The sequence below is a fragment of the Kocuria sp. CNJ-770 genome (assembly GCF_001942375.1).
Taxonomy (GTDB): domain Bacteria; phylum Actinomycetota; class Actinomycetes; order Actinomycetales; family Micrococcaceae; genus Kocuria; species Kocuria oceani.
Genome location: NZ_MKJW01000102.1, coordinates 18,913 through 32,116 on the forward strand (window position 1 = coordinate 18,913; position 13,204 = coordinate 32,116).

General features: G+C 71.0%; 11 protein-coding genes. 3 read left to right on the top strand and 8 right to left on the bottom strand.

The features are described from left to right. Positions 1-14 precede the first annotated feature (14 nt). From BJF77_RS11715 to BJF77_RS11740, 6 genes are read right to left on the bottom strand one after another with little or no spacing between them, the layout of a single operon-like run. On the bottom strand, positions 15-1,541 hold the full coding sequence (locus tag BJF77_RS11715) for a CoA-acylating methylmalonate-semialdehyde dehydrogenase (RefSeq protein ID WP_075872273.1): 1,527 nt from the start codon (positions 1,539-1,541) through the stop codon (positions 15-17). An 11-nt stretch (positions 1,542-1,552) separates the two neighbouring features. Continuing rightward, the gene (iolD, locus tag BJF77_RS20095; protein WP_075872274.1) at positions 1,553-3,508 is read right to left on the bottom strand and encodes a 3D-(3,5/4)-trihydroxycyclohexane-1,2-dione acylhydrolase (decyclizing); all 1,956 of its coding nucleotides are present in this window, start codon (positions 3,506-3,508) and stop codon (positions 1,553-1,555) included. Continuing rightward, positions 3,505-4,443: a deoxyribose-phosphate aldolase gene (locus BJF77_RS20100; RefSeq protein WP_075872275.1), complete on the bottom strand. Its 939-nt coding sequence runs from the start codon at positions 4,441-4,443 to the stop codon at positions 3,505-3,507. The genes iolD and BJF77_RS20100 overlap by 4 nt, the downstream gene beginning before the upstream one ends. After that, on the bottom strand, positions 4,440-5,426 hold the full coding sequence (gene iolC / locus BJF77_RS11730) for a 5-dehydro-2-deoxygluconokinase (protein WP_075872276.1): 987 nt from the start codon (positions 5,424-5,426) through the stop codon (positions 4,440-4,442). The genes BJF77_RS20100 and iolC overlap by 4 nt, the downstream gene beginning before the upstream one ends. After that, positions 5,423-6,313 carry a sugar phosphate isomerase/epimerase gene (locus tag BJF77_RS11735; RefSeq protein ID WP_075872277.1) on the bottom strand — a complete coding sequence of 297 codons (891 nt, stop codon included), beginning with the start codon at positions 6,311-6,313 and terminating at the stop codon, positions 5,423-5,425. Before BJF77_RS11735 ends, iolC begins: the two co-directional genes overlap by 4 nt. Positions 6,314-6,347: 34 nt before the next feature. Further along, positions 6,348-7,307 carry a sugar phosphate isomerase/epimerase gene (locus BJF77_RS11740; protein ID WP_075872278.1) on the bottom strand — a complete coding sequence of 320 codons (960 nt, stop codon included), beginning with the start codon at positions 7,305-7,307 and terminating at the stop codon, positions 6,348-6,350. Positions 7,308-7,761: 454 nt separating this feature from the next. Between BJF77_RS11740 and BJF77_RS11745 the strand changes: the two genes are divergently transcribed. Beyond that, a complete protein-coding gene (locus BJF77_RS11745; RefSeq protein ID WP_047804504.1) occupies positions 7,762-8,154 on the top strand; it encodes a tautomerase family protein in 393 nt (130 codons plus the stop codon). A 92-nt stretch (positions 8,155-8,246) separates the two neighbouring features. Here the strand turns inward: BJF77_RS11745 and sucD are convergent, their stop codons facing one another. After that, entirely contained in the window at positions 8,247-9,164 is a 918-nt protein-coding gene (sucD, locus tag BJF77_RS11750) for a succinate--CoA ligase subunit alpha (protein WP_047804503.1), read from the bottom strand. 39 nt (positions 9,165-9,203) lie between these two features. Beyond that, positions 9,204-10,373 (bottom strand): ADP-forming succinate--CoA ligase subunit beta, encoded by a 1,170-nt coding sequence (sucC, locus tag BJF77_RS11755; protein WP_075872279.1) that lies wholly within the window; start codon positions 10,371-10,373, stop codon positions 9,204-9,206. Positions 10,374-10,636: 263 nt separating this feature from the next. Here sucC and BJF77_RS11760 point away from each other — a divergent pair, with 263 nt between their 5' ends. Continuing rightward, positions 10,637-11,380: a hypothetical protein gene (locus BJF77_RS11760; RefSeq protein WP_075872280.1), complete on the top strand. Its 744-nt coding sequence runs from the start codon at positions 10,637-10,639 to the stop codon at positions 11,378-11,380. 308 nt (positions 11,381-11,688) lie between these two features. Then, positions 11,689-13,137 (top strand): sugar porter family MFS transporter, encoded by a 1,449-nt coding sequence (locus BJF77_RS11765; RefSeq protein ID WP_075872281.1) that lies wholly within the window; start codon positions 11,689-11,691, stop codon positions 13,135-13,137. Positions 13,138-13,204 lie beyond the last annotated feature (67 nt).

A 13,204-nucleotide genomic window follows, 5' to 3' on the forward strand; every position in this document is an offset into this window, starting at 1 on the left:
GGGCGGGGTGCGGGTCAGTGGTCCCCGGAGGACGGGAACGCGAAGGACGCCCCGGAGGCGTGGTGCGGCTCGGGCCAGCGCTCGGTGACGGCCTTGCCGCGGGTGTAGAAGCGCACGCCGTCGGGACCGTAGATGTGGTGGTCGCCGAACAGGGAGGCCTTCCAGCCGCCGAAGGAGTGCCAGGCCACGGGCACCGGGATCGGGACGTTGACCCCGATCATGCCCACGGTCACCCGTCGCTTGAACTGGCGGGCGTAGGCCCCGGACGAGGTGAAGATCGCGGTGCCGTTGCCGTAGGGGTTGGCGTTGATGATCTCGATGCCCTCCTCGAGGCTGTCCACGCGCAGGACGACCAGCACGGGGCCGAAGATCTCCTCCTCGTAGGCCTCCATGTCCTGGCGGACCCTGTCGAGGACGGTCGGGCCGACGAAGAAGCCGTTCTCGTGGTCCTGCACGATGAGCTCGCGCCCGTCCACGACCACGGCCGCGCCGGCCTCCTCGGCGGCGGTGACGATCCGCCGCACGCGGTCGCGGGAGGCCGGGGTGATGACCGGGCCCATGTCGGAGGAGGCGTCCATGCCGTTGCCCACGGTGATGTCCTTCGCCCGCTCGGCGAGCTTGTCCACGAGCAGGTCCGCGGCCTCGCCCACGGCCACCGCGACCGAGACGGCCATGCAGCGCTCACCGGCGGATCCGAAGGCCGCCGCCGTGAGGTTGTCGGCCGCGGAGTCCATGTCGGCGTCGGGCAGGACGATGGCGTGGTTCTTCGCCCCGCCCAGGGCCTGCACCCGTTTGCCGTGCTTGGTGGCGGTCTCGTGCACGTACTTCGCGATCGGGGTGGAGCCGACGAAGGAGATGCCGTCGACGTCGGGGTGGGTCAGCAGCCCGTCCACGGCCTCCTTGCCGCCGTGCAGCACCTGGAAGACGCCGTCCGGCAGCCCGGCCCGCTGCCACAGCTCGGCGATCAGCAGGGACGGGGACGGGTCCCGCTCGGAGGGCTTGAGGATGAACGCGTTGCCCGTGGCGATAGCCACCGGGGCCATCCACAGCGGCACCATGACGGGGAAGTTGAACGGGGTGATGCCGGCGACCACGCCCAGGGGCTGGCGGAAGGAGTAGACGTCGATGCCGGTGGAGAACTGGTCGGAGAACTCCCCCTTGAGCTGCTCGGCGATCCCGCAGGCGAACTCGACGACCTCGAGGCCGCGGCCCACCTCGCCCTTGGCGTCGGAGAGGACCTTGCCGTGCTCGGCGGTGATCAGCGCGGCCAGCTCGTCGGTGTGGGCCGCCACCAGCTCGCGGAACTTGAACAGCACCGCGGTGCGCTTGGCCAGGGACACGTCGCCCCACGTGTCGGCGGCCTTCCGGGCTGCGGCCACCGTGGCCTGGAGGTCCTCGTCCGTGGTCAGGTGCAGGATGCCGGACACCTCACCGGTGGCGGGGTTGTAGATCTCCTGGGTGCGGTCCCCGGTGCCGGCGGTGCGCTCCCCGTTGATGAAGTGCTCGACGTGCTTGATCTGCTGCTGGGTCTGCTGCGTCATGGGTTCCTCCTTCAGTTCCCGAGCAGCGGACGCTGCCGGGCCTTGTGCTGCTGGTAGACCTCGTAGGCCTCGTTCGTGGAGTCCAGGGTGGCGGTGCCCGTGACGGGCACGTCCCACCAGGACTCGGAGCTGGGCGCGTCGATCAGCGGGTCCGACTCCACGTGCACGAGCACGGGGCCGGAGCCCTCGGGCACGGCCTTCGCCTGCGCCACGGCTTCCTTCAGCCGGTCGATGACACCCTCGCCGGACTCGACGCGCAGCACGCGCACACCGAGGGACTCCGCATTGGTGGCGAGGTCGATCGGCAGCGTGGAGCCGTCGTCGAAGCTGTGCCGCTCCCCGTCGAGGTAGCGGTACTTCGTGCCGAAGCGCTGGGACCCCAGCTGTTCGGACAGCGCGCCGATCGAGGCGTAGCCGTGGTTCTGGATCAGCACGACCACGAGCTTGAGTCCCTCGGCCACGGCCGTGACGAGCTCGGTGTGCATCATCAGGTACGAGCCGTCGCCGACCATGACGACGACGTCGCGGGCGTCCTCCGGGGCGCCGGCCTGCTCGGCCTCGGCGACCGCGGCCCGCTTCACGCCGAGTCCGCCGGCGATCTCGTAGCCCATGCACGAGAACGCGTACTCCACGTGGTAGCCGTACGGGTCCTTGACCCGCCACATCTTGTGCAGGTCCCCGGGCAGCGAGCCGGCGGCGCACACGACGACGTCGCGGTCGTCCATGGCCTCGTTGACGGCCCCGATGATCTCGTTCTGGCTGGGCAGCGGCAGGTGCCGCTCGCCGAAGGCGGCGTCCACGGTGGTGTCCCAGCGCTGCTTCTCGGCCTCGACGGTCGCCGCCAGGTCCCCGCCGACCCGGTACCCGCCGAGCGCCTTGGTCAGCTCGACGAGGGTCTTGCGGGCGTCGGCGACGATCGGGACGGAGCTGCCCTGCTTGTAGGCGTCGAACGCCGCGACGTTGACGTTGACGAAGCGCACGTCCGGGTGCTGGAAGGCGGTGCGGGAGGCCGTGGTGAAGTCCTCGTAGCGGGTACCGATGCCGATCACGAGGTCGGCATCGGCGACCACCGCGTTGGAGGCGGTGGAGCCGGTCGAGCCCACGGCGCCCAGGCACAGCGGGTGGTCCCAGTCCATGACCCCCACGCCGGCCTGGGTGTAGGCGACGGGGATGCCGGTGGCCTCGGCGAACTCCCGCAGCGCCTCGGTGGCGAAGGCGTAGTGCACGCCGCCGCCGGCGATGACGACCGGCCGCTCGGCGGCGCGGATCGCCGCGACGGCCGCGCGGACGTCCTCCTCCTCCGGGGCGGGGCGGCGGATTCGCCACTCGCGCGGGGCGAGGAACTCCTCGGGCACCTCGAGAGCCTCCGCCTGCACGTCCTGCGGCAGCGCGATCGTCACCGCCCCGGTCTCGGCCGGGTCCGTGAGCACGCGCATGCCGGACAGCAGCGCCGAGAAGAGCTGCTCGGGCCGCACCACGCGGTCGAAGAAGCGGGAGACCGGGCGGAACACGTCGTTGACCGTGATGTCGCCCGCGTCGGGGCGCTCCAGCTGCTGCAGCACCGGGTCCGGGGTGCGGGTGGCGAACTGGTCCGAGGGGAACAGCAGCGCCGGCAGCCGGTTGGTGGTGGCCAGCGCGGCACCCGTGACCATGTTCGTGGCCCCGGGGCCGATCGAGGTGGACACCGCGAAGGTGGCCCGGCGGCGGGTGTGCCGGGCGTAGCCGACGGCCTGGTGCACCTGGGCCTGCTCGTTGCGGCCCTGGTAGTAGGGCATGACCGTGGGGTCCTCGGCCTGGAACTGCTTGAGCGCCTGGCCCACGCCGGCCACGTTGCCGTGCCCGAAGATGCCGAACATGCCCGGGATCGTGCGCTGCCGGTGCTCCTCGGCGCCGATCCGGTCCACGGTCCACTGGTTGGCCAGGAACGCGACGAGCGCCTGGGACACGGAGAGGGTGCGGGTGCTCATCGGGCGGCTCCTTCCTCGACGGGGTGGCCCTTCAGCAGGGAGGCTGCGGTGGCGACGGCCCCGGCGACGTCGCCGTCCTCCGGGTACAGCAGGGTGCGCCCGACGGTGAGGCCCTGGACGCCGGGCAGCGCCAGCGCGGCCCCCCAGGTCGCGAAGACCTCGTCCGGCCGGCCGCTCGGGTCCCCGCCCAGCAGGACGGTGGGCAGCGTGGTGGCCGCCATGACCCGCTCCATCTCCTCCACCACGGGCAGCTTCATCCACGTGTGCGACGACGTGCCGCCGAGTCCCTGGGCGATGGCCACGGACTGGATCACGGCGTCGGCGGAGAGGTCGTTGACGATCCCGGTGCCGGTGGCCCGGGAGATGAACGGCTCGACCATGGCGATCAGCCCCAGCGCCGCGAGGGAGTCCACCGCCCGGGCGGTGTTCTCCAGCACCGAGGTGGTGTGCGGGTCCTCGAAGCAGATGCGGGTGAGCATCTTCCCGCCGTCGGCGCCGATCTTGTCCAGCGCCTCCGCGGTGTGCCCGGTGAAGCGGTCGTCGATCTCGTTGACCAGACCGGGCAGGCCTCCGCGGTTCATGGAGCCGAAGACCAGCTTGCCGTCGAGCGCCCCGAGCAGCAGCAGGTCGTCGAGCACGTCCGGGGAGGCGAGGACGCCGTCCACCTGGGGGTTGGCCAGGGCGATCTGCAGCCGGTCGAGCAGGCTGCGCCGGTCGGCCATGGCGTCGTGCTCCCCGCGCACCCTGAGGGCGCCGCGGGCGGCGTGGTCGGCGGCGACCACGAAGTTCTGCCGCCCGTGCACGGGGCCGGGGTGGCGGCGCCGGGAGTCGGCGGCGCGCTGGACGGCCCGGGGGTCCTCGAGCCGGATCCGGGACAGGTGCTCGTAGCGGCGCGGATCGGCCGTGTCGAGCTCGGCGGGGGACGTGGTCGTCATCGGGTGGCTCCTTCGGGAACGGCGCGGCCGCGCTCGCGCAGCAGCTGGAATACCTCGTCGGGGGTGGGCATGGCGTCCGAGCAGGAGATCCTCGACGCGACGATGGCACCGGAGGCGTTGGCGTAGTCGAGCACCTGCTCGAGCGGCCAGCCCTGGTTGATGCCGTGGCAGAAGGCGCCGCCGAAGGAGTCCCCGGCGCCGAGGCCGTTGACGGTCTCGACCGGGACGGGCGCGGAGACCACGCGCTCGTCGCGGGTCTTGGCCATCACGCCCTCCGGGCCGAGCTTGACCACGGCGATGCGCACGCCGGCCGCGAGCAGCCGGTCGGCCTGCTCGTCGGGGGTCCCCTCCCCGACGGCCACCGCGCACTCCTTGTCGTTGCCGATGGCGATGCTCACGTGCTGCAGCAGCTCGTGCACCTGGGCCCGGGCCTCCTCCTCGGTGCTCCAGAACATCGGGCGGTAGTCGAGGTCCAGGATCGTGTGCTGGTCCGCGCGCAGCTGTTCCCGGGGGCGGGCCTCGTGCGCGGCGAGGTGGGCGGAGCGGGACGGCTCCTGGCACAGCCCGGTGACCGTGGACCACAGGATGCGCGCCTCGCGCACGGCCTCGGCGTCGATCTCCTCGGGGCGGATCTGCAGGTCCGGGGCCGTGGGGAACCGGCCGTAGAAGTACAGCGGGAAGTCCTCCGGCGGGCGGATCGCGCAGAACGTGGCGGGGGTCTGCAGCCCCGGCACGGCCGTGACGAACCGGTCGTCCACGCCGTAGCGGACGAGTTCGCGGTGCAGGTAGGTGCCGAACGGGTCGTCGCCGGTGCGGGTGATCACCGCGGCGGACTCGCCGTGGCGGGCCGCGGCCACGGCCACGTTGGACGGGGAGCCGCCGAGGTACTTGCGGAACGTGGTCACGTCCTCGAGGCCGACCCCGACGTCGTCGGGGTAGATGTCGACGCTGATGCGTCCCAGGGTCACGACGTCGTAGCTCACGCCTTCACCTCCACCTTCTGCGCCGCGGCGGCGCGCTCGCGCATCTGTTCCAGCTGGTACCGGGAGACCTCCACGGCGTTCTCGTTCTCGGCGAAGACCGAGGAGACCATCACGGTGTCCTCGCGGTCGAGGAAGCCGTTGGCCGCGAGCCCGCCGAAGAACTCGTCCCAGTCGACGTCGCCGTCCCCGATCTTCAGGTGCTGGTGCACCCGGGCCGGGGCGCCCGGCGGGTTGGTGATGTAGCGCAGCCCGTGCGAGCGGTGGTGGTCCATGGTGTCGGCGACGTGCACCACGCGCAGCCGGTCCCCTACGGCGGCCATGATCTCGAGGGGGGCGTCCTCCATGTGGAAGGTGTGCGGGGCCACGTAGGCGAAGCCGAGGTGCGGGGAGTTCACGCCGCGGATGACGCGCCACGCGGCGAGACCCTGCTCGACGAAGTCGTCGGGGTGCGGGTCGATCGCGATGTGCACGCCCTCCCGCTCGATCAGCGGGAGCAGCTCCTCCACGGAGCGGTAGAACGCCCGCTCGGACTCCTCGGCCAGCTCGGGCCGGCCCTGGAACTCGGTGTTCATCTGGGTCACGCCGAGGTCCACGGTCATCCGGATGGCGCGCTTCCAGTAGCGCACCGCGGCCTCCCGGGCGTCGGGGTCCGGGGAGGACCAGCGCAGCACCGGCAGCACCGAGGCGATCTGCACGCCGGCGTCGCGGCAGGCCCGGCGCAGGTCCGCCACGAGCTGGTCGTCGGCCTTGGGGTGGTTGAAGAAGGGCAGGAAGTCCGCGTGCGGGGTCAGCTGCAGGTACTCGTAGCCGAGCTCGGCCGCGAGCGCGGGGAACTCGAGCAGGGAGTGGGAGTGGTGGAACGGGGTGGGGTCGAGAGCGATCTTCATGGACGGTTCTCCAGGTCGGTGGTGCCGGGGCGGGTCAGCGGACGCTCGTGCGGGAGCCGCAGCCCAGCAGGTAGGAGCGGGTGCGGGTGGCGATGGGCAGCGGGACGTCGAAGGAGGAGACGGGGTACATGTCCTGCTCGACGATGCCGAAGATCGGCCGGTCGAGCTTCTCGACCTCCGCGATCACCGCGGCGAGGTCCGGCAGGCCGACGGGGGGCTCCACCATGACGCCGGCGAGGTTGGCGGCGGCCCAGGTCATGTTCTCCCGGCGCACGCGCTCGAGGACCACGGGGTCGATCTGCTTCAGGTGCAGGTAGCCGATCCGCTCGGGGTACTTGCGGATCAGGTCCACCGAGGACGCCCCGCCGTACTCGGCGTGACCGGTGTCCAGGCACAGGGTCACGAGCTCGGGATCGGTGCGCTGCAGGAACGTCTCGATGTCGGGCTGGCCGCAGACGTGGGAGTCCGCGTGGGAGTGGAACTGCTGCTGGAGGCCGAATTCCTCGCGCAGCACCTTCCCGAGCCGGTCGTGGCCCGCGCACAGGGCGTTCCACTGCTCCGTGCTCAGGTGCTCGTTCTCGAGCGCGTCGCCCGTCACGTCGTCGCGCCACATGGCGGGGATGACCACGATGTGCTCGCCGCCCATGGCGGCCGTCAGCTCGGCGACCTTCCGGGCGGGCTCCCAGGCCTCCTGCCACTGGTCTGCCCCGCGGTGGAAGGCGGTGAAGACGGTGCCCGCCGAGACCTTGAGGTTCCGCTGGGCGAGCTCGTCGGCGAGCCGGGCGGGATCGGTGGGCAGGTAGCCGTAGGGCCCCAGCTCGATCCAGGAGTACCCTGCCTCGGCCACCTCGTCGAGGAACCGCTCCCAGGGGGTCTGCTGCGGGTCGTCGGGGAACCACACGCCCCACGAGTCCGGGGCCGTGCCGATGAGCACGGGGTTCTGCTGCTGTGCCGCCGCGCCGGCGGTCGCGGTGGTCGCGTTCTGCTGCGCCATGATGACCTGCTTCCTGGTTCTGGTACCTGGTCACCGCCACGGTCCGTCGTCCGGGCGACGGGGCGATCAGTGGTCGGGATCACAACCAGAATACCGACCCAGGTCAGTTTGTAAAGACATACCGTCTTATGCGGCCCGCACCCGCCGGGCACGGGAGGCCACCAGCACCTCCGAGCCCCGCAGTGGCGCGCCCGGAGCGGGACGGACGCCGGCCGGCACCGCCCGCCGGCAATTATGTAAATATGTCTTGACATAGTGGGCGGCACGGGTGATCGTGGAGGAGCTCCGACCGCACGGAGCCGGATCCACGGCGTCCCGGGGCCGGGCCGACACCGCCCCGAGCGGCGCCACGACCCGACCGCCGCTCCGCCCGGCCCAGGCCCGGCCTGGACCGCCCGGCCTGGACCGCCCTGCCCGTGACCCCTTCCGCACCATTCGACCGAAAGGCCCCGCCGTGCCCCTCGTGCGCATCGACGTCACCGAGAACCGCCGTACCCCCGAGCAGCTCCGCGCCCTGGCGGACGTCGTCCAGGGCGTCATGCTCGACACCTTCGCCGCCCCGCCCCGGGACCGCTACCAGATCATCACCGAGCACCGGCCCGGACAGATCATCGCCGAGGACACGGGCCTGGGCCTGAGCCGCACCGACGACCTCGTCGTGGTCCAGGTCGTCCAGCAGGGCCGCAGCGAGGCCCAGAAGCAGGCCATGTACCGGGCCCTGGCCGACCGGCTCGAGCAGCGGACCGGCCTGGACCCGCAGGACCTGATCGTCTCCGTCACCGAGAACACCCGCGAGGACTGGTCCTTCGGCCGGGGCGTCGCCCAGTTCCTCACCGGAGAGCTCTGAGCCGCACGAGCCGGCACACGGGAAGGCCCCGTCCACGAAACACCGTGGACGGGCCTTCCCGTGTGCCGGTCGACGGGCCGGGGCCCGCCGGGTCACTTGCCCTCGAAGATCTCCCGCATCAGCTGGGCGGTCTCGGACGGCGTCTTGCCGACCTTCACGCCGGCGGCCTCGAGCGCCTCCTTCTTGGCCTGGGCGGTGCCCGAGGAGCCCGAGACGATCGCGCCGGCGTGCCCCATGGTCTTGCCCTCGGGGGCCGTGAAGCCCGCGACGTAGCCCACGACCGGCTTCGTGACGTTGGCCTTGATGAAGTCCGCGGCACGCTCCTCGGCGTCGCCGCCGATCTCGCCGATCATCACGATGGCCTCGGTCTCGGGATCCGCCTCGAACGCCTCGAGGGCGTCGATGTGGGTGGTCCCGATGACCGGGTCGCCGCCGATGCCGATGGCGGTGGTGAACCCGATGTCCCGCAGCTCGTACATCATCTGGTAGGTCAGGGTCCCGGACTTGGAGACCAGGCCGATCTTGCCCTTGCCGGTGATGTTCGCCGGGGTGATCCCCACCAGCGACTCGCCCGGGGTGATGATGCCGGGGCAGTTCGGGCCGATGATCCGGGTGGTCTGCCGGCCGTCCGCATCGGTCTTCGACTTCGCGTAGGCCCAGAACTCCGCGGAGTCCTGCACCGGGATGCCCTCGGTGATGACCACGACGAGCGGGACCTCGGCGTCGATGGCCTCGATCACGGCGTCCTTGGTGAAGGCCGGCGGCACGAAGACGATCGACACGTCCGCGCCGGTCTTCTCGACGGCCTCGGCGACGGTGCCGAAGACCGGCAGCTCGACGTCGTTGCCGTCCTGGTCCCGGTGGGCCACGGTGGTGCCGGCCTTGCGGGCGTTGACCCCGCCCATGACCTGGGTCCCCGCGGCGAGCATCCGGCCGGTGTGCTTGGTGCCCTCGCCGCCGGTGATGCCCTGAACGATGACCTTGGAGTCCTTGTTCAAAAAGATAGACATTGCTGTTCGTTCCTTAGAAGTGTTCGTCCGGTCGGCGGATCAGTTGGCGGCGTGGGCGAGCTCGGCGGCCTTGTCCGCACCCTCGTCCATCGTCTCGGCGAGGGTCACCAGCGGGTGGTTGGCGGCGGCGAGGATGCGCCGGCCCTCCTCGACGTTGTTGCCGTCCAGGCGGACCACGAGCGGCTTGTCCTCCTCGTCGCCGAGGATCTCCAGGGCCTTCACGATGCCGTTGGCCACGGCGTCGCAGGCGGTGATCCCGCCGAAGACGTTGACGAACACGGACTTGACCTGCGGGTCGTTGAGGATGACGTCCAGGCCCGCGGCCATGACCTCGGCCGAGGCACCGCCGCCGATGTCCAGGAAGTTGGCCGGCTTGACGTTGCCGTGCTTCTCCCCCGCGTAGGCGACGACGTCCAGGGTGGACATGACCAGGCCCGCGCCGTTGCCGATGATGCCGACCTCGCCGTCGAGCTTGACGTAGTTCAGGTCGTGCTCCTTGGCCTTCTCCTCGAGGGGGTCGGCGCTGGACTTGTCGACGAGCTCGGCGTGGTCGGCCTGACGGAACTCGGCGTTCTCGTCGAGGGTGACCTTGCCGTCGAGGGCGATGATCTTCCCGTCGCCGGTCTTGACCAGCGGGTTGACCTCCACCAGGGTGGCGTCCTCCTTCTTGAAGACGTCCCACAGCTTGACCAGGACCGGCACGACCCCGGCGGCGGTCTCCTCGTCGAACTTCGCCTGCGCCACGATCTCGCGGGCCTTGTCCTCGGTGATCCCCTCGGTGGGGACGACCTCGACGCGGGCGAGGGCCTCGGGCCGCTCCACGGCGAGCTGCTCGATCTCCACGCCGCCCTCGACGGAGCACATGGCCAGGTAGGAGCGGTTGGCGCGGTCCAGCAGGATCGAGAAGTAGTACTCCTCGGCGATGTCGGCGCCCTGGGCGATCATCACGCGGTGGACCGTGTGGCCCTTGATGTCCATGCCGAGGATCTGCTGGGCGTACTCGTAGGCCTCGTCGGCGGTCTTGGCGACCTTCACGCCACCGGCCTTGCCGCGCCCTCCGACCTTGACCTGGGCCTTCACGACGGTGACGCCGCCGATCTTCTCGGCGGCGGCCTTTGCTTCTTCCGGGGTGGTCGCGACGATGCCCTGGAGCACGGGGACGCCGTGCTTCTCGAACAGGTCGCGTGCCTGGTATTCGAACAGGTCCACGGGTGAATGCCCTTCTTCGTCGAAGTCGTGGATCGGCGACGGCCCGGGCAGTAGGCGGGTCGTCCTCCGACCTGATGGTGAACGGAGCGCCGCGCATCCCCGGGCCGAGACCTGAGGCATGCGTCCGGACCGTTCCGCGGAGCCGTTCCCGGGCGCGGGACGTGCCGGGGCACTCCCTGTACGAGACTGTAGTCCATGCTGAATCGGCGGCCACAACCGGGCCCGCGCACGAGTTCCCGGGCGTTTCTTGATTGACTGGCCCCATGAGCTCCGTCGACACCCCCGAGAACCGGGCGTTCGCCCCCGCCGACCCCGGCTTCCTCGTCTCCATCGCGACCTTCGCCTTCGTGGCCCTCGGCCTGGAGGCCGTGGTCGACGGCACGGTGCTCACGGTCACCGGGGAGATCCCCGACGTGTATCCCCTGGGCTGGCAGGTCTTCGCCTGGCTGTGCCTGGGCGCGGCCTGGCTCGGGATCCAGCGCGGGCTCGTGGCGTGGCTGCGCCACCGGGCGGCGGACCCCGTCACCCCGCAGCCCCCCACCTACTCCCCCGCGCTCGACCACCGGCGGACCACCACCGCACTCGTGCTGTTCGTGCTCGCGGTCCTGCTCGGGGTGATCCTGCCCGTCTTCCTCGTGGGCCAGTGGCGGCTCCAGCCGGTCCAGCTCTACCTCGACCTCTACGCCGACTACGGCGGGGGCGCCTGGCTGGGCATGGTCGGCTTCGCGGCCTACCACGTGGGCCGGTCCCTGCTGCTGGCCCTCGTGCTGACGTGCGTGCAGCGGGCGGTGGAGCTGCGCCGCCCCGGTCGCTGGACGCAGGCGGCTCCGGTGGGCGGGCTGATCCTGGGGATCCTGCTCGCCCTGCCCGGCCTGGTCCTGGGCGGTTGGACCTCCGCGGCCACGGCGCTGATCTGCTGCACGCTGCTGGGGATGGTGCACAACCTCACCGGCCGGTCGCTGCGCTGGACGGGCCCCGCGGCGGTCGTGGTGCTCCTGTTCGTCTAGACACCTCCGCCGCGGCACCGCCGGTGCCGGCCGGGCCCGTCACCCCGCCCCCGAAGGGCGTGCGGCCGAGGTCCGGGGCCGCCGGCGCGACCGGCGCGCCCGGCGCTCAGGACGTCACCGGGGCGACCGCGACATGTTGCGCCGATCACAGGAATTTCCTGGAGGGGTTTCCTGGCCGCGCCATATGTCCTAACATAAGGACATCCGAACCAGTGAGACGTGCGTCACTCCGTGAGGGACGCGCCGACCCGGCGAGATCATCACACTGTGCAGAGCGCACCGGTTGCGCACGAACAAAGGAACCTTCGATGGCCACATCGTCACCACGCGAGACAGCGGCTGCGCTGCCTCCGCTGACCTCCGGACCACATCGCAAGCGCCTCGGCCTCATCTCCATCGTGGCCTGCTTCGGCGGTCTGCTCTTCGGCTACGACACCGGCGTGATCAACGGTGCGCTGCGTCCTATGTCGGAGGAGCTCGGTCTGACGCCGTTCACGGAGGGCGTGGTCACCAGCTCGCTCGTCTTCGCCGCCGCCGTCGGCGCGCTCTCCGGAGGTCGCATCTCCGACGCCTGGGGGCGCCGGCGGACCATCCTCCTGCTCTCCGTCCTGTTCTTCGTCGGGACGATGATCGTGGTGTTCACGCCCGGCTACGAGGTGCTGGTCGCCGGGCGCATCTGCCTCGGGCTCGCCGTGGGCGGGGCCTCCGCCGTGGTGCCCGTCTTCCTCGCGGAACTGGCCCCCTACGAGATCCGCGGCTCGATCGCGGGCCGCAACGAGGTGGCCATCGTGATCGGCCAGCTCTCGGCGTTCGTGATCAACGCGATCATCGGCAACGTCTTCAGCGAGTCCCCGAGCGTGTGGCGCGTCATGTTCGCGATCTCCGCGCTGCCGGCCGTGGCCCTGTTCATCGGGATGCTCCGGATGCCGGAGTCCCCGCGGTGGCTCGTGGAGAAGGGCCGCCACCGTGAGGCCCTCGAGGTGCTCAAGACGGTGCGCTCCGAGGAGCGGGCGATCGCCGAGCTCGGCGAGGTCGAGCACGTGGCGGAGGAGGAGCGCGCCGAGCACCAGATCGGCCTGGGCGCGATCCTGTCCAACAAGAACCTGATCCGCATCCTGCTCGTCGGCATCGGCCTGGGCATCGCCCAGCAGCTCACCGGGATCAACTCGATCATGTACTACGGGCAGATCGTGCTGATCGAGTCGGGCTTCAGCGCCAACGCGGCCCTGATCGCCAACATCGCCCCCGGCGTGATCGCCGTGGTCGGCGGCTTCATCGCCCTGTACCTCATGGACCGGCTCGACCGGCGCAAGACCTTCATGATCGGCCTGACGCTCACCACCGTCTGCCACCTGCTGATCGGCGCCTCCTCGATGCTGCTGGAGGAGGGCAACCCGCTGCGGCCCTTCGTGATCCTGGCCCTGGTGGTGGCCTTCGTCGGCTCCATGCAGACCTTCCTCAACGTCGCCGTGTGGGTCTACCTCTCCGAGGTGTTCCCGCTGCACATGCGCGGCGTGGGGATCGGCGTGTCCGTCTTCATGCTGTGGGTCGCCAACGGCGTCCTGTCCCTCTACTTCCCCTCCCTGGTCGCCGCGGTGGGGATCACGGGGACGTTCTTCCTCTTCGCCGGGGTCGGCGCGCTGGCGCTGCTCTTCGTCTACACCCAGGTCCCGGAGACCCGCGGGCGCACGCTCGAGGCGCTGGAGGAGGACGTGACGACCGGCGCCATCTACACGGTCAAGGCGCCGAACTCCTAGGCGGCCCCCGGCCCCGAGGACCTCGTGGCGCGGAAGAAGCCCCGGGCCTGGCGGTGGACGTACCGTA

Coding starts and splice junctions, on each gene's coding strand:
- BJF77_RS20100 (WP_075872275.1), bottom strand. CDS start 4,443: ATGACGACCACGTCCCCCGCCGAGCTCGACACGGCCGATCCGCGCCGC.
- BJF77_RS11740 (WP_075872278.1), bottom strand. CDS start 7,307: ATGGCGCAGCAGAACGCGACCACCGCGACCGCCGGCGCGGCGGCACAG.
- BJF77_RS11765 (WP_075872281.1), top strand. CDS start 11,689: ATGGCCACATCGTCACCACGCGAGACAGCGGCTGCGCTGCCTCCGCTG.
- BJF77_RS11735 (WP_075872277.1), bottom strand. CDS start 6,313: ATGAAGATCGCTCTCGACCCCACCCCGTTCCACCACTCCCACTCCCTG.
- BJF77_RS11760 (WP_075872280.1), top strand. CDS start 10,637: ATGAGCTCCGTCGACACCCCCGAGAACCGGGCGTTCGCCCCCGCCGAC.
- BJF77_RS11715 (WP_075872273.1), bottom strand. CDS start 1,541: ATGACGCAGCAGACCCAGCAGCAGATCAAGCACGTCGAGCACTTCATC.
- iolD (WP_075872274.1), bottom strand. CDS start 3,508: ATGAGCACCCGCACCCTCTCCGTGTCCCAGGCGCTCGTCGCGTTCCTG.
- sucD (WP_047804503.1), bottom strand. CDS start 9,164: ATGTCTATCTTTTTGAACAAGGACTCCAAGGTCATCGTTCAGGGCATC.